The organism is Methylobacterium sp. J-068 (assembly GCF_022829445.1).
GTDB lineage: Bacteria > Pseudomonadota > Alphaproteobacteria > Rhizobiales > Beijerinckiaceae > Methylobacterium.
In genome coordinates, this window is the sequence record NZ_JAKSXY010000081.1 from 1 (window position 1) to 14,680 (window position 14,680).

At 68.2% G+C, this 14,680-nt stretch carries 16 protein-coding genes; 8 read left to right on the forward strand and 8 right to left on the reverse strand.

Going from position 1 to position 14,680, the window contains the following annotated elements; all coding sequences use genetic code 11:
- Nucleotides 1–430: 430 nt before the first annotated feature.
- A complete protein-coding gene (locus tag MKK54_RS12230; protein ID WP_244011208.1) occupies nucleotides 431–1,333 on the reverse strand; it encodes a LysR family transcriptional regulator in 903 nt (300 codons plus the stop codon).
- Nucleotides 1,334–1,430: 97 nt separating this feature from the next.
- Between MKK54_RS12230 and MKK54_RS12235 the strand changes: the two genes are divergently transcribed.
- On the forward strand, nucleotides 1,431–2,378 hold the full coding sequence (locus MKK54_RS12235; protein WP_244011210.1) for an alpha/beta fold hydrolase: 948 nt from the start codon (nucleotides 1,431–1,433) through the stop codon (nucleotides 2,376–2,378).
- Nucleotides 2,379–2,737: 359 nt separating this feature from the next.
- On the opposite strand, the gene MKK54_RS12240 is transcribed toward MKK54_RS12235, so the two are convergent.
- The 7 genes from MKK54_RS12240 to MKK54_RS12270 all read right to left on the reverse strand — a co-directional run bounded on the left by MKK54_RS12240 (nucleotide 2,738) and on the right by MKK54_RS12270 (nucleotide 8,581).
- Entirely contained in the window at nucleotides 2,738–3,694 is a 957-nt protein-coding gene (locus tag MKK54_RS12240; protein WP_244011298.1) for a YncE family protein, read from the reverse strand.
- Between the two features lie 23 nt (nucleotides 3,695–3,717).
- Complete coding sequence (locus MKK54_RS12245; protein ID WP_244011212.1) at nucleotides 3,718–4,254, reverse strand: SRPBCC family protein; 537 nt, start codon at nucleotides 4,252–4,254, stop codon at nucleotides 3,718–3,720.
- Nucleotides 4,255–4,284: 30 nt separating this feature from the next.
- Complete coding sequence (locus MKK54_RS12250; RefSeq protein WP_244011214.1) at nucleotides 4,285–4,881, reverse strand: DUF447 domain-containing protein; 597 nt, start codon at nucleotides 4,879–4,881, stop codon at nucleotides 4,285–4,287.
- 4 nt (nucleotides 4,882–4,885) lie between these two features.
- A complete protein-coding gene (locus MKK54_RS12255; protein ID WP_313898387.1) occupies nucleotides 4,886–6,490 on the reverse strand; it encodes a DUF6513 domain-containing protein in 1,605 nt (534 codons plus the stop codon).
- The gene (locus tag MKK54_RS12260; RefSeq protein WP_244011215.1) at nucleotides 6,487–7,104 is read right to left on the reverse strand and encodes a uridylate kinase; all 618 of its coding nucleotides are present in this window, start codon (nucleotides 7,102–7,104) and stop codon (nucleotides 6,487–6,489) included. Before MKK54_RS12260 ends, MKK54_RS12255 begins: the two co-directional genes overlap by 4 nt.
- On the reverse strand, nucleotides 7,104–7,862 hold the full coding sequence (locus MKK54_RS12265; RefSeq protein WP_244011217.1) for a (5-formylfuran-3-yl)methyl phosphate synthase: 759 nt from the start codon (nucleotides 7,860–7,862) through the stop codon (nucleotides 7,104–7,106). Before MKK54_RS12265 ends, MKK54_RS12260 begins: the two co-directional genes overlap by 1 nt.
- A 173-nt stretch (nucleotides 7,863–8,035) precedes the next feature.
- On the reverse strand, nucleotides 8,036–8,581 hold the full coding sequence (locus MKK54_RS12270; RefSeq protein WP_244011219.1) for a DUF3280 domain-containing protein: 546 nt from the start codon (nucleotides 8,579–8,581) through the stop codon (nucleotides 8,036–8,038).
- 380 nt (nucleotides 8,582–8,961) lie between these two features.
- On the opposite strand from MKK54_RS12270, the gene MKK54_RS12275 reads away from it, so the two are divergent.
- From MKK54_RS12275 to MKK54_RS12305, 7 genes are all read left to right on the forward strand, one after another.
- Nucleotides 8,962–10,236, forward strand: a complete 1,275-nt coding sequence (locus MKK54_RS12275) for an ABC transporter substrate-binding protein (RefSeq protein ID WP_409564170.1) — start codon at nucleotides 8,962–8,964, stop codon at nucleotides 10,234–10,236.
- 181 nt (nucleotides 10,237–10,417) lie between these two features.
- A complete protein-coding gene (locus MKK54_RS12280) occupies nucleotides 10,418–11,413 on the forward strand; it encodes a YVTN family beta-propeller repeat protein (RefSeq protein WP_409564171.1) in 996 nt (331 codons plus the stop codon).
- Between the two features lie 106 nt (nucleotides 11,414–11,519).
- On the forward strand, nucleotides 11,520–11,975 hold the full coding sequence (locus MKK54_RS12285) for a hypothetical protein (protein WP_244011222.1): 456 nt from the start codon (nucleotides 11,520–11,522) through the stop codon (nucleotides 11,973–11,975).
- Nucleotides 11,976–12,018: 43 nt separating this feature from the next.
- Nucleotides 12,019–12,261: a hypothetical protein gene (locus MKK54_RS12290; RefSeq protein ID WP_244011224.1), complete on the forward strand. Its 243-nt coding sequence runs from the start codon at nucleotides 12,019–12,021 to the stop codon at nucleotides 12,259–12,261.
- Nucleotides 12,258–13,001 carry an ABC transporter ATP-binding protein gene (locus MKK54_RS12295; RefSeq protein WP_244011226.1) on the forward strand — a complete coding sequence of 248 codons (744 nt, stop codon included), beginning with the start codon at nucleotides 12,258–12,260 and terminating at the stop codon, nucleotides 12,999–13,001. Before MKK54_RS12290 ends, MKK54_RS12295 begins: the two co-directional genes overlap by 4 nt.
- Entirely contained in the window at nucleotides 12,998–13,891 is an 894-nt protein-coding gene (locus MKK54_RS12300; RefSeq protein ID WP_244011227.1) for an ABC transporter permease, read from the forward strand. Before MKK54_RS12295 ends, MKK54_RS12300 begins: the two co-directional genes overlap by 4 nt.
- Nucleotides 13,891–14,526: a hypothetical protein gene (locus MKK54_RS12305; RefSeq protein ID WP_244011229.1), complete on the forward strand. Its 636-nt coding sequence runs from the start codon at nucleotides 13,891–13,893 to the stop codon at nucleotides 14,524–14,526. Before MKK54_RS12300 ends, MKK54_RS12305 begins: the two co-directional genes overlap by 1 nt.
- Nucleotides 14,527–14,680: the final 154 nt, after the last annotated feature.

Sequence of the window (14,680 nt, forward strand, 5' to 3'; positions counted from 1 at the left end):
CGGCTACCCGAGGTCCAGAACCGTATCGAGCAACGCTGCCGACACCTCGAAGCCCAGCCAGACACCCTGCGCGCCAACACCCTCTTCCACTGGTGGCCCCAGCAAACCATGCCGAGCTAATCACACGGATTTGGTATGAGAACGCAAGCTCGCACCAAACTTGTGGAACAATCTCCTACGCTGCGGCCATCCGAGCATTCTAGGTGGCAGTGGTGAGTGAGGCCGTCAGCGTCCCTACGCCGGCCTTGACCCAGGGTGTGCGAGGCAAATCCTTCTACAGCTTCTGTGTTTTCACACAGCATCGGCGGGGAGTCGACGTTGACCTTTCGGCGGAAAGTGGACACTCTGGCTCCGAACCAAGCTCGTCGCTCGCGACAAGCCCTTATACGCGCGACAGCGGACTTCGGCTTGTGCGCGCTTCTTGCTCAGATCAATTGATTCCTTCGACCCGTTGCAGAGCCGGGATCATGAAATCGATGAACTCTCGGACGGTTGGCTTAAGGAACTTCGCCGAAGCATAGGTCAAAAACAGTTCGCTCGGCTTAACCTCGTCCTGTGGTAAGACACGGACGAGACGTCTCGCCGCCAATTGATCGACCACAAGCAGTTGTTGCGCAGTACCAATACCGAGCCCTGCTTCAAGGGCTCCAATCAGAACTTGGGGATTGTTGGTCGTGAGAACGGGATGCGCGGGCACCTCCGTCATCGCCCCTCCGCGACAGAGCGTGATCATACCCTGTCTTGAGACAATCGTTGTCGAGACGAGCAACCCGTGGCGGGCGAGATCACGGCGGCTCCTGGGCGTCCCGTTCCGTGCAAGATAGTCAGGCGATGCGACCAGTATGCGGCGGCTCGTGCCGATGCGCCGTACGATCAGATTTTGCGCCTCGGGTCGGCCGACACGCACTGCGAGATCGATGTTCGCTTCAATGAGATTGATTTCACGGTCTTCGAGCGTCAGAGAAACCTTCACGTCGGGGTGACGGCTTTGAAAGTCGAAGACGATTTGGCTCAGATGGCGCTCCCCGACACAGACGGGACCGTGAACGTGCAGGTCCCCTGCGATCGAGCCGGCGCCGCTCCTGACACCTTCAAGGGCGGCATCGATGGTCGATAGCGCACCGCTCGTCGCATCATAGAGCACGCGCCCTCGCTCGGTGAGTTGCATCGCCCGAGAGCTTCGCTGCAGGAGGCGAGTTCCCGTGTGCGTTTCGAGGTCACGCAGGACCTTGCTGACGGCGGGCTGCGAGATTCCAAGATCGTGCCCAGCGGCCGTCATGGAACCTCGCTCGACGACGCGGACGAAGACACGCAAGGCGGACAAGCAGTTCATCTATAACCACAGGTTATGGAAACCATGCCGGCATCGCCAATATCTCGAAACGCAAAAATCATCAAACTCGCGCTGTCCCAACGGATGGAGCGCGTGGATGGATTTCGGACGAAGAACCCTCCTGCTTGGCGCAATGGCCGGGTCTCTGTTGCCACGCAGGCAGGCACGTGCCGACGTCGCCCAAGTTCGCGAAACGGCCGTCGCGTTGCTGCCACCCGGCGGCACCCGTCATTATGCGGAGGCGAACGGTGTCACGCTGCACTACGTTGCTGTCGGCAACGGCCCACCGGTGGTTCTACTGCACGGATGGCCGCAGACATGGTTCGCATGGCGTGGCACGATGGAGCGGCTTGCCGATCGCTTCACCCTTATCGCGCCTGATCTTCGCGGAATGGGTCTCTCCGAGCGGACTGAGTCCGGGTACGACAAGCGCACCCTCGCCGCTGATATCGCTGCCCTCATCCTCAAGGCAGCCGGTGGTCGAGCGCACGTTGTTGGCCACGACATGGGCGGCAAGGTGGCCTACGTCCTGGCGCACCTGCACGCTGAATGCATCGACAGGCTCGTCCTCGTCGATTGCTCGGTGCCAGGTACCGAGAGCGGCGATGCGCTGCATGGCGGCCTCTGGCACTACGGTTTCCACATGGCGTCTGGTTTTCCTGAGATGCTGACGCGTGGGCGCGAGCGGGACTACATCAGCGCGCAGATCAAAGCATGGTCGTACCGTAAGGACGCGATCACGGAAGCGGCCATAACCGAGTATGCACGGCACTATGCGACCCCAGGAGGGATGACGGCCGGCTTCAACCTTTACCGAGCCTTGCCGAACGACGCCGCTCTCGTTGCCTCGTTCGGTGATCGCAAACTCGACTTGCCCCTCTTGACGATTGGTGGTCGGCATAGTGTCGGCGGTAGTCTCGCGACTGCAATACGGTCGCGAGCGACGAAGGTTAAGAGTATCGTCGCAGAGGAAAGCGGGCATTTCGTGGCTGAGGAGGAGCCGGCGTTCTTCTGTGATCAAGTCGGTCGATTTCTTTCATCATAGGTAGGCCGCCAGCAACGGAATTTTCATATGCAGTAGATATAGAGACCGGCTATATCTGAGAATTTTTTGCATTAAGAGAAAATTGAAGAAATTGGACTGCTTTTGGCGGTTCTGTACAATTTACTTCAACTCCGCTGTTCTCCTTGCTCGCCTGGAAGCAGACCGTCGCGAAATCACTCAACCCGGTTGTACCCTCTTGTGTCAGCGAGCAGCCCGAAAACAGCCCTTCCCAGGTCCCGCAACGGGTCGAACGCAGAACGTCGGCTTCAGCACGCGATGCCGAGGTCCGCTCGCCCCGCGTCCCGACCGTTCGAGACACGCCCCGAACGCCCGGCTTTCACCCGCCGGATCGAGGATTCCTACCGCAGGAAATCCCCGAAGGCGCGCGGGCCGTCCGGCACCTTGATCTCGCCGGTCACCTTCAGGGTTTCGGCATCGATCACGCTCAGCGTGTTCGAGCCCCAGTTCGCGACCGTGAGGGTGCGGCCGTCGCGGGAGGCGGCGATGCCCTCGGGATGGTCGCCGACCTCGATGGCCGCGACGTTGGTCAGCGTCTTCAGGTTGAACACCGTCACGGTGCCCGAATACTGATCGGTGACGAAGCCGCGCGGACCGGCCAGGGCCACCACGTAGGGGCGCTCGCCCGTGGTGACGCGGCCGAGCTCGTAGCGGCCGGCGATATCGATCACCGAGACGTCGTTCGAGGTCACGTTGGCGGTGTAGGCGCGGGCTCCCTCGGGATCGAGGGTGATGCCGAACGGGTGCTCACCCACGGGGATCTTCTGGATTTCCCGGGCGGTCGCGACATCGACCACCGAAACGGAGTTGCCCTCGCGGTTCGCCACCAGGATCGTGGCGCCGTCGGGGGTGACAGCGATGCCGGAGGGCGAGGCGCCGACCTGGATCTCGGTGTCGAGCCTGGACCCGTCCGGCGAGACCACGAAGATCCGGCTGCCGTACCAGTCGGCCACATAGACCGCCCCGCTCTTCGGGTTGACCGCGATGCCGAGGGGGCCGCCGGGAAGGGCGAGGGTTCCCGTCACCGTGCGGGTGGCGAGATCGATCGTGGCGAGGCTCGGTCCCTCGGGCCGGGTGACGAAGGCGGTCCGGCGGTCCGGGGAGACGGCGATGCCCGCCGGGGCACCGTCGACCGGCACCTGCGCGGCGACCGTGCCGGCCTCGAGATCGACGATGGCGAGGACGTTGGCCCCCTGCGCGGTGACGAGGGCCTCGTCGGCGCGGACCGGGGCGCCGAGCAGCCCCGGACCGAGCAGCCCCAGACCGAGGAGGAGAGGGCCGGCGAGACGCCGGCCCATCCCCGTCGCAAAGTGCGAAGCGATCAAGAACCGCTCTTTTCGATCTTGGCCTTCAGGGCGTCGAGGCCCTCGCGATAGAGGCCGCGCACGGCCTTCTGAGAGGCTTCGTCGTTCAGTTCGGGCGGCGGATCGTTGTTCATGTAGCCGCGGTAGAAGGCGCCGTCCCAGACGACCTTGGACTTGCCGCTGCCGGCATCCTCGACCTTGATGGTGGAGGAATAGTCGTTCACCGGCAGTGTCTTCACGTCGACCTTGGTGATCCGATACGAGTAGCTCATCTTCTCACCTGAGTACTTGTACAGCTCCTCGTCCACCGTGGCGCCCCCTTTGAGGGTCAGCGTACGGGTGGCCTTGATCTCGTTGCCGCCCTTGCCCTCGGTCTTCTCGACCGGCGGCAGCCAGCTCATGTCCTGGAAGTTGCCGATCACGGCCCAGACCTTGTCGGGAGCCGCGTTGATCTCGACGGTCTCCTCGATCTTCTTGCGGGTCGGGCCGTGTGCCTCGGCGCCGAACGACACCAGGGCGAGCGCCGCCACGGTCGTCAGAGTGAGAAACTTCATCGGGTCTTCGTCTCCTCGGAAATGCACGTTCTAGGGTGCGGGTGGGGAACGTTCGAGGATGCGCTCGTCGCGGCCGAGCGCCGCGGCGACCTTGTCCTCGATCCAGTCCCAGGCCTCGCGCTCGGCGGGCCCGGCGGTCTTGGCGATCGCGATGGCGTGATAGCGCATCTCGGTCAGAATCTTGTCCGGCTCCAGCATGTGCAGACGGGTGGAGAGGATCGCCGCCTCGAGCACCGCAGCCTGCGCCCGGTTATAGCCGATGAACGGCATGTGCGCTGCCGCGTGAACCATCCGTCCCCGGTAACGCGGCCGCACGACATCGTCCTCCACCGCCGCCACCTCGAACTCCGCGTGGCCGAAGCTCTCGGCGAGGCGGCGCCCTGCGATGCGCTCGCAGGGCAGGGTGGCCCAGTCGCGCCGGCCGGTGACGGCGCCGGCGATCACCCGCACGTCGCTGGGGCTGGAGGCGGCGAAGACCGGGTTGGCCGCGAGGTTGAGGATGGTGGGGGAGGGCCGGAAGGGGGCGAGGATCCAGTCCGGCCCCTCCTGGATCAGGCCGAACGGCACGAGGTGGATCGCGCCGTCCGGCGCGGTCGTGGTGACGACGGTCTCGAGGATCAGCGGCACGGGCTCAGGCTTCCTTCGCGGGCACGAGCCTGCCGCAGACGATGCGGGCGCCCGCATCCCGAGGCGTCTCGGAGAGCGCGTCGGCGGCGCGCGCCTCCTCCGGGCCCGTGGTCTCAGGCGGCGCCGCGCCAGCCTCGGCCGGGGTCGCGTCGCGTGCCGCCGTCCCGGCCGCGTCGGGGCCGGAATGCCTGGTGTGCCCGGCCTTCTTGAAGGCGGTGGTGTCCTCGACCTCCGCCTCGGCGGCCGCGCCCCAGGCCAGGGCCTCGTCCTGCACGTAGCGCTTGCCGAGGCGCCAGGCGGTCTCGGCCTTGGTCAGTTCGCCGCCGAGATAGAAGGCATGGGCGCCGTCGCTCGCCAGGTCGCCGGCCTTTTGGAGATCGGGGAAGAAGGCCATCGCGTCGGTGCCGATCGTATGGACGTCGCGGTTGAAGACGTGGATGCCGTCCTCGGCCACGGCGATGCGGTAGTTCGGGTCCTTCACCTCGGCCGCCTGGGCCGCGATCTCGTCCGGGGTCTGCACATAGGGGCGCTTGTCGTGAAGCGCCAGCAGGCTGCGCCCATATCCCTTGGGAAGCGCCGAATCGGCTTTGGCCGCGAACATCACCCGGCGGGCGGCGTCGTGCTCCTCCACCGTGCGGCGGGTGTGGTTCGAGACCTGCACGATCAGCACGTTGCGGATGGCGAGTTCCGAGCACATGCCCACCAGCAGGGCGGTGACGCCGAGACTGTCGGCCTCGGTCAGCTCGGTGAGGTTGCCGGTGCCCATCATCATCTCGATCCCCGGCCAGCGCCGACGTGTCTCATGATAGCGGGTGATGGATTCGACGAAGCCGAAATGGATCGGCTCCAGGATCGGGTCGGCCATGTAGGGGCGGCCGGCCTTTTCCATCCGCGCGATGGCGCGGTCGAGGGAGGCGAGGTCGTCGGGCCGCACGGGCACGAGGACCGGCACCGCGTCGGTCTCGAAGGCGAGGTCGAGGGTGTCCTCGTTGAGGCTGAGAAGGTAGTCGGCCCCCGCCTTCGCGCCGCGCGTGAGTTCGTCCAGCGAGAACGAATCGACGCTGACCTTCAGGCCCGCCCCCTTCAGCAGGCGCACGCAATCCTCGAGATGCGGGAAATCCGTGTCGGGCAGGCCGCCGAGGTCGATCACGTCGGCGCCGCGCCGGGCGAGGTCGAGGCCCTTGGCCAGGATCTCGTCGGGCGTCATCTTCGATGCGTCGACGATCTCGGAGAAGATGCGCAGGTCGTGGCGCGACAGGTCGACCTTGCGCCCGGCCAATCCGAGATAGGCCGGCAGGTCGACGATCTCGTCGGGGCCGCGCTCCACGGGCAGGCCGAAATGCCGGGCGAGCGCGTCGGGGTTCGCCCGGCAGCGCCCCGGCAGGACGATGCGGGTGGCGCCCTCGGGGATCGTCACCCGGCGGCGGATGATCTCCTCCGTCATCAGGGCGGCGACCTTCACGCCGGCATCGGCGATGCTCCAGGCGAAGCGCTCGGGCGGCAGGGTGGCGGCGACCTTCTCCAGGCGCGCCTTGGCCATGCGGCCGGTGATGAAGACCAGATGTTCGGGCGTGCCGTGCTCGGGCTTGGCGTGCTCGGCGGCGCTCACGCGACGGTCTCCGCCGCCGCGCCCGCCTGGTCCGTCCGGGGACCGAGGATGGCGATGTCGCCCGCATAGCGGGCCGCGAAGGCCGGGAAGGCCGCATCGACGAAGCCGACGCGGGCGAGGTCGGCCCAGCTCATCACGGCCGGCCGGTCGGCGGACTTCACCAGGAGGCAGAGCGGCGCCTGGAGCGTCGTGGCCAGCCAGACCGCGAGGCTGTCGGAGGTCACGCGCCAGGTCTCGGGAATGGCCGGGTGGCCCTCCTTCAGGGCGACGGGGTTCCAGATCGGAACCCTCCCGGCCGCGAGGCCCGCCGCGATCGCCGCCATGTCGCGGGCCACGACCAGCCGGGGCTCCAGCTCCGACAGGATCTCGGCCATGTGGCCCATGGCATCGAGGGCGAGGCGATGGGCGAGGGCGTCGGACATGCCGGGTGTGCGCTGCCCGAGGGCCCGCTGCGTCACCCGCACGGCGTCGGCGAGGGGGCCGCCGCCCGGAACCACGATGCAGGGTCCCCTGTCCCCGACCGCCAGCCCCGCGAGCAGGGCCCGCAGCCGGCCCGCATCGGCGACGAGGCTGCCGCCGATCTTCACGACGGTCGCGGATCGGGTGCTCCGCATCACGCGGCATCCCGGCGGGCATGGGCGCGCAAGGCGCGGACGGCCTCCATCACCCGGCCGGATTCGAGGCCGCGCCTGCGGTCGCCGGCCTCGCAGAGACCGCCGCGAAATCCGAGGTAATGCGCGCCGAGCGGCGCCAGGGCCGCGATGTCGGCCAGGGCCAGGGAGCCGGCGAGGCCCGAGAGGAGTCCCTGCGACCGGCAGGTCCGGGTGAAGGCCGCCAGGGCCTCCGGAGGCAGGTGGTCGGTGAGGCGGCGGCCGTCCTTTCCGGCGGTGTCGATCATCGCGCCGAGGAAGCCGGCGCGAGCGAGGCGCGACACGAGGTCCGCGGCGCCTTGCGTGACCGGCATCGTCTCCGCGAACAGGACCGCGATCAGGCGGCCGGGCGCGGCGGCGGCGAGGGCGGCGAGATTCTCCCGTGACCAGACGTCACGGACGGCCACCTTCACGTAGTCGACGCCCGTGCCCGCCATGGCGGCGATGCCGGGCAGTAGCCCGGACGCGGCCTCCGCCTCGCCCGCCACCGCGCTGGTCGGCGCGCGCCTCTCCACCCGTTCCACGATGGCGCGGACAGCGTCCGAGGGCAGCCCCCCCAGCGCGCCCCGCGCCGGGTCCTTGGCATCGACGAGATCGGCGCCCGCGCGTGTGGACAGGTCCGCCTCATCGGCATCGCGCACGCTCACGAGGAGGCGCGGAAAGGCGGCGGCCGGATCGAACGGGGCCCGGTGAAGTGGAGCTTGGACGCGGGGAGCGGACATCAGCACGGGTTTCGGTTGTTCGGGGTCTCGCGGAGACCCTCGACGACGCCCGGGTCGGGAAGCGCCGCGCCTGTGTGGCACGGCCGGGGCAATGTTCGGCGGATTGCCGGACGCAGGCGGCGTAGAGCAAGCGGCAGGATAAAGGAAAGCCCCCCGCTCCGTCACGCCCCGGTTCAGGAGCGGTTCGGCAGGGGCTCGGTGAGGAGGCGGTTCTTCACCACCCAGCGCATGGCATGCGCCCAGGTGTCGTCGGTGTCGGCACGAATCACCACGCGGCCGCCCCGGATGACCTTGCCCGTGGCGGCCTCCGCGATGGTGACGGTGAGGTTGAAGATCTGGTTCGAGCCCTTCTCGACGAAGCCGCTGACGGCGAGGTCCGCCCCCAGCGTCTTGGCGATGGCGGCGGCGCAGCCGTCGCACTTGTAGAGCGGGGCCTGCTTGGCGATCTCGGCTGCCTGGGGCGCGACGTCGACCGGCTCGACGCTGTCGCCGAGGGCCTTGCGCAGTTCCTCGGTGACCAGCCCGAGGCGCCGGACCTCGTCCGGCCGGGCCTTGCGTCCGCCGACCACGCCGGGATCGAACAGCTCGACGCCGAAGATCGCGGCCTTCTCGGGCGCGGCCTCGGCGTGCCTCGTGGCGGCGAGGCTCGACAGGGCGGCGGTCGCCAGCGCGGCGCCGAGCGTCCATCCGGATCGGGAGCGGGGCAGGAAACGGACCATGAGGAGGACGCTCTCCGCTGGGTTGGCAAGGCGGGGTCGGCAAGCCGGAACGGTGACGAGGCCGAGCGACGACGAGCCCGGAACGCTCGGGCAACGCGCGCGATGGCCCGCATGATCCGGCGGGTTCGGTCTCATCCGCCGAGATCCGCTCGGAGGCGATCCGCCCGGAGGAGATCTGCCCGGAATCGCGGTTCGGTGCAATCGTGGGTCGGGCGGACCGGGCCGGCGCCGGGGCGCCGTTCACGGCCGGCGCGAGACGGCGCGGGGGGCCCTTTCGCCGGCCGCACGCGGCGTGATCCGCCCCGCGAGCTTATGAATTCCTTATCAAACGATGATTGAGCGGGCGGCCGCAATCTTGTTAGCCTGCCCGCCACATGCCCATGCCGACCCACATCCTCCTCGCCCCGCTCGCCCTCAGCCTGGGGCTGTGCGGCCCCGGCCTCGACGCGGCCTTCGCCCAGGATTCGACCCAACCGCCCGGCCAGGCGTCCGGCCAGGCGCCTAGCACTGAGGCCCGGCCGGCCGCCGCGCCGGCGATCCATCCGAGCGAGACGCATATCGGGATGATCTACCGGCCCGAACCGGCGCCGTCCTCCTACGACGCCGAGGCGGTTCCGGAGGACGAGGGCGTCGCCGGCGCCCGGATGGCGATCAAGGACAACAACAACACCGGCCGCTTCACCAAGCAGACCTACCTGCTGGACGAGATCGCCCTCGACGGGGACAAGGACGCGGTCGCGGCGGCGCGCGATCTGGCGGGGCGCGGTATCCGCTATCTCATCGTGGCGCTGCCGGCGGGCGAATTGCTCGCCATCGCGGACGCGCTCAAGGGGCAGGGCGTCACGATCTTCAACGTCGCGGCTCCCGACGACCGCCTGCGCGGCGCCGATTGCCGGCGCAACGTCTTCCACGTCGTCCCGAGCCGGGCGATGCAGACCGATGCGCTGGCGCAGTTCTTCACCCTGATGCGCTGGCGCAAGATGTTCCTGATTGTCGGGCCGCAGGAGAACGACCGGCTCTACGCGGAGGCCTTCAAGAAAGCGGCGCGAAAGTTCAACCTGAAGATCAGCGCCGAGAAGCCCTGGACCTTCGGGCCGCTGGCCAAGGCGCGCGGCGACACGCCGACCCGCTCCGAGGCGATGGTCTTCACCCGGGGGCTCGACTACGACATCGCGGTGGTGGCCGACGAGGCCGGGGATTGGGGCGACTACGTTCCGTTCCGCACCGTCGATCCGCGCCCCGTGGCCGGCACGCAGGGGCTGATCGCCAGCACCTGGCACCCGACCCTGGAGACCTGGGGCGCGGCGCAGGCCCAGAACCGGTTCCGGCGCCAGAGCGGCCGGCTGATGCGCCCCCTCGATTATCAGGCCTGGGCGGCGGTGCGCTCGGTGGGCGAGGCGGCGACCCAGAAGAAGACCGCCGATCCGGCGGTGCTGGCGCCCTACTTCGCCGATCCGGCTTTCAGCCTGCCGGCCTACAAGGGCGTCTCCCTGACCTACCGTCCCTGGGACCACCAGCTGCGCCAGCCCATCATCGTGGTGCAGCCCAAAGCCATGGTCTCGGTGGCGCCCGAGCAGGGCTTCACGCACCAGCGCACGCCGCTGGACACCCTCGGCACCGATTTGCCCGAGACGACCTGCAAATTCGCCGAGTAGCGGCACGCATGGGCGAGGCGGTCCACCTGCGGCAACACGGATCGATCCCCGCTTGCGGTCGCACGCTCCCCGTGACACGGGGCTGCACTATAGTAACGCTCGATCAATCGCGCACGAGACGGCGATGGTCCCGAGGAGGAACCCCATGAATCGCGGCTTCAGGGCAGGTGCGTCCGGAACGATGCCGGGCCTGGCTAAGCAGGGCTTGGCGATGCTCGGTCTGGCGATGCTCGCCGGCACGGCGCTCACCGGGGCCACGCCGGCGCAGGCCTACACGGTCTACGTCACGAACGAGAAGGGCAACTCCGTCAGCGTCATCGACAGCGAGAGCATGGCGGTGACCGCCACCTGGAAGGTCGGCCGGCGCCCGCGCGGCGTCACCACCAGCAAGGACGGCAAGGAACTGTTCGTCTGCGCCAGCGACGACGACCGCATCGACGTGCTCGACACCAGCACCGGCAAGGTGGTCCGCTCGCTCCGCTCCGGCCCCGATCCGGAGCAGTTCATCCTCGGCCCCCAGGGCAACCTGCTCTACGTCGCCAACGAGGACGACAGCCAAGTCACGGTCATCGACGTCGAGAAGAACAAGGTCATGGCCGAGGTGCCCGTGGGCGTCGAGCCGGAAGGCATGGGCCTGTCGCCGGACGGCAAGATCCTGGTGAACACCTCCGAGACCACCAACATGGCTCACTTCATCGACACCACGACCTTCGCGGTGATCGACAACGTGCTCGTGGACGCCCGGCCGCGCTTTGCCGAATTCACGGCGGACGGGAAGCTCCTCTGGGTCTCGGCCGAGGTCGGCGGCACCATCAGCGTGATCGACGTCGCCGCGCGCCGCGTGATCAAGAAGATCACCTTCAAGATCCCGAGCGTGAACGACGAGGCGATCCAGCCGGTCGGAATCCGCATCACCAAGGACGGCACGAAGGCCTTCGTGGCGCTCGGACCCGCCAACCGCATCGCGGTGATCGACGCCAAGACCTACGCGGTGGAGAAGTACCTGCCCGTGGGCCAGCGCGTCTGGCAGCTCGCCTTCACGCCGGACCAGAAGCTGCTGTTCTCCACCAACGGCTCCTCCAACGACATTTCGGTGGTGGACGTGGCGGCCGAGAAAGTGATCAAGAGCATTCCCGTGGGGCTGCTGCCCTGGGGGGTCGCGGTCTCGCCGAATTGATCTTTGCCGCGACCGCCGTCGTTCCGGCGCCGCGCTGCGGCGCCCGGCCCGACGACGGCACGCAGAACGACGACCGCCCGAAGGCGGCGAACGGGAGGATGACGACATGAAGCGGACGCTGCGGCTCACCGCCCTCGCTTTGGCGGCGGCCCTCGCCGCCGGACCGGCCCTGCTGGCGCCGAAGCCGGCACACGCCCTCGACCTGACGAAGAAGCGCGCCAACCTGCCGGACCTCGTGCTGGGCAACGAGGAGGGCAACGACTTCGTGGTCGAGAACCGGGAGATCGAGCTCGAATCCGGCAAGGCCTACCGCCTGCGCATCGTCGCCAAGGGCCGGCAGGAGTACAAGTTCTACGCCACCGAGTTCTTCCGCAACATCTGGTTCAACCAGATCGTGATCCAGCACCTGGAGATCCACGGCAGCGGCCCGCCGGACCACCTCGAATTCGACGATCCGGGCGAGATCGCGATCGAGTTCGTGACCATCAAGCCCGGTGAGTACCCCTGGTCGGTCCGTGGACTCGAGTCCAAGGGCATGACCGGCAAATTCGTCGTGAAGTGAGTTTCTGGTCAAGCAAGTTCCTCATCAACCCGGAATCCCAGCGATGCGCCTCGCCCTCCTCGCCCTCGCGACCCTCGTGTCGGCCGCGCCCGCCCTCGCGGACGACAAGGCCGCCTGTCAGGAGGGCATCGCGATGATCAGGGCCGAGATCGCCAGGCCGGCTCCGGAGGCGGTCCAGCCGAAGCTGAAGAAGGCCCTGCGGGTCGCTGAGCGCGAGCTGGGGGAGGGCGAGTTCGACGAGTGCCTCGACGCGGTCGGGGATGCCAAGCGGGCCCTGAAGCCGTGAACGCCACCCCCGCCCTCGACGTCGCGAATGTCAGCCACCGCTTCGGTGCGCGGGCGGCCCTGTCGGACGTCTCGCTCAGCGTGGCGCGCGGGCGTTTCACCGCCCTGCTCGGGCCGAACGGAGCCGGCAAGACGACCCTGTTCTCGGTGATCACCCGGCTCTACGCGAACCAGGACGGACGGGTCTCGATCCTGGGCCACGCCCTCGACCGGGAGCCGAGCCGGGCGCTCGCCCGCCTCGGCGTGGTGTTCCAGGCGCGCACCCTGGATACCGACCTCACCGTGGAGCAGAACCTGCTCTACCACGCCAGCCTGCACGGCATCACCCGCAAGGCCGCCAAGGCGCGGATCGCCGGGCTCCTCGCCCGCGTGGGCTTGAGCGACCGGCGCGACGACAAGGTGCGCACCCTGTCGGGCGGCCAGTCCCGCCGCATCGAGATCGCCCGCTCCCTGGTACACGAGCCGCGTCTGCTGCTCCTCGACGAGCCCACCGTGGGGCTCGATCTCGAGTCGCGCGCCGACATCGTCGCCATCGTCCGCACCCTGGTGCGCGAGGAGGGATTGTCGGTGCTCTGGGCCACCCACATCTTCGAGGAGATCGACGCGGGCGACGCGGCGGTCGTGCTGCACAAGGGCCGCATCGTGGCGCGCGGCACCGCCGGCTCCATCGCGCAGGGCGACGAGACCCTGGAGGCCGCCTTCCGGCGCCTCGTCGCCGAACCTCCGAGGCAGGCCGCATGACGACACCGCCCACCCTCTCGGCTCCGGCCACGCCCGGCCTGGCGGAGCGATCCACCCCCCATCTCGGGCGCCTCGACGCGGTCGGCTACCTCATCTGCCTCGGCGGCATCGTCCGCCGCGAACTGCTGCGCTTCTTCAACCAGAAGGAGCGCTTCTTCTCGGCCCTGGTGCGCCCGCTGGTCTGGCTGTTCATCTTCGCGGCGGGCTTCCGCAACACGCTCGGGGTCTCGATCGAGCCGCCCTACCAGACCTACGTGCTCTACGAGGTCTACGTGGTGCCGGGTCTCGCGGTGATGATCCAGCTCTTCAACGGCATGCAATCCTCGCTCTCGATGGTCTACGACCGCGAGGTCGGCTCGATGAAGGTGCTGCTCACCAGCCCCTATCCGCGCTGGCTGCTGCTGCTGGCCAAGCTGATCGCGGGCGTCACCGTCTCGGTGGTGCAGGCCTACGCCTTCCTCGCCATCGCGTGGTTCTGGGAACTCGACATCCCGGCCATCGGCTACGTCGCGGCGCTGCCGGCCTTCATCGCCTCGGGGCTGATGCTCGGCGCCATCGGCCTGCTCCTGTCCTCGATGGTCAAGCAGCTGGAGAACTTCGCCAGCGTGATGAACTTCGTGATCTTCCCGATGTTCTTCGCGTCCTCGGCGCTCTACCCGCTCTGGCGCATCCGCGAATCCTCCGAGACGCTCTACTGGATCTGCCAGCTCAATCCCTTCTCCCACGCGGTGCAGCTCGTCCGCTTCGCCCTCTACGGGCAGTTCGAGCCGATCGCCTGCGCGGTCGTCGTGGGCACCACGCTGACCTTCTTCACCCTCGCCGTCGTCGCCTACGATCCCGGCCGCGGCATCATGGCCCGGCGCGGCGGCCCGGCCGGAGACAACGCCTGATGTTCCGTTCCTCGACGTCCCCGCGCGCCCTCGCGGGCTTCGCCCTCCTCGTTCTCGGCGCCGGCCCGGCCGTCGCCCAGCCCAAGGCCGACCCCGACTGGCCCTGCGTCCAGCGCAAGGTCTCGACCCTGAGCCCCGGCACGGTCTGGACCGGGCCGGACCTTGAGGCCGCCGGTCCCTGGGGCGACGATTTCGAGGCCGCGGCGCTCGCCCAGAAGGTCGCCTCGCGCCGGACCGCCCTCTCCGAGGTCGACCCGCTGCTCGACGACTTCGCGAGCAAGGCGGGCGCCGACAAGGACAAGCGCCTCACCCGCGTCTTCGCCGGGGTGTTCGAGGTCCTGAACAGCGAGCGCAACAAGGTGATCTCGGGCATCGGCCGCTACGCGCAAGGGCAGCGCCGCATGGCCGAGCGCATCCGCGATGAGGCCGATCAGATCAGCGCCACCAAGGATTCCCCGAGCGCGCAGGATGCGCGCGACATCCCCAAGGATGCCTCGGAACTGGAGACGAAGTTCACCTGGGACCGGCGCATCTTCCAGGAGCGCAGCCAGTCGCTGACCTATGTCTGCGAGGTCCCGACCCTCTTGGAACAGCGCCTCGGCGAGATCGCCCGCCGCATCCAGGCGCGCCTCTGACGGAGCCGTTCCGGCCCCGTTCGCGGCCTCCGGAACGATTGCCACTTTATCCCGACAAACTTGCTGGACTTCCCCTAAGCCTCTGAACGGATACGAAAAAATGTGGCCGGCGGGCCACGCTTCCCGGCCAAGCAGAGCCTGAGGCCGCGAAAAC

Coding starts and splice junctions, on each gene's coding strand:
- MKK54_RS12275 (WP_409564170.1), top strand. CDS start 8,962: ATGCCGACCCACATCCTCCTCGCCCCGCTCGCCCTCAGCCTGGGGCTG.
- MKK54_RS12280 (WP_409564171.1), top strand. CDS start 10,418: ATGCCGGGCCTGGCTAAGCAGGGCTTGGCGATGCTCGGTCTGGCGATG.
- MKK54_RS12260 (WP_244011215.1), bottom strand. CDS start 7,104: ATGCGGAGCACCCGATCCGCGACCGTCGTGAAGATCGGCGGCAGCCTC.
- MKK54_RS12240 (WP_244011298.1), bottom strand. CDS start 3,694: ATGGGCCGGCGTCTCGCCGGCCCTCTCCTCCTCGGTCTGGGGCTGCTC.
- MKK54_RS12290 (WP_244011224.1), top strand. CDS start 12,019: ATGCGCCTCGCCCTCCTCGCCCTCGCGACCCTCGTGTCGGCCGCGCCC.
- MKK54_RS12245 (WP_244011212.1), bottom strand. CDS start 4,254: ATGAAGTTTCTCACTCTGACGACCGTGGCGGCGCTCGCCCTGGTGTCG.
- MKK54_RS12300 (WP_244011227.1), top strand. CDS start 12,998: ATGACGACACCGCCCACCCTCTCGGCTCCGGCCACGCCCGGCCTGGCG.
- MKK54_RS12265 (WP_244011217.1), bottom strand. CDS start 7,862: ATGTCCGCTCCCCGCGTCCAAGCTCCACTTCACCGGGCCCCGTTCGAT.
- MKK54_RS12235 (WP_244011210.1), top strand. CDS start 1,431: ATGGATTTCGGACGAAGAACCCTCCTGCTTGGCGCAATGGCCGGGTCT.
- MKK54_RS12230 (WP_244011208.1), bottom strand. CDS start 1,333: ATGAACTGCTTGTCCGCCTTGCGTGTCTTCGTCCGCGTCGTCGAGCGA.
- MKK54_RS12305 (WP_244011229.1), top strand. CDS start 13,891: ATGTTCCGTTCCTCGACGTCCCCGCGCGCCCTCGCGGGCTTCGCCCTC.
- MKK54_RS12270 (WP_244011219.1), bottom strand. CDS start 8,581: ATGGTCCGTTTCCTGCCCCGCTCCCGATCCGGATGGACGCTCGGCGCC.
- MKK54_RS12285 (WP_244011222.1), top strand. CDS start 11,520: ATGAAGCGGACGCTGCGGCTCACCGCCCTCGCTTTGGCGGCGGCCCTC.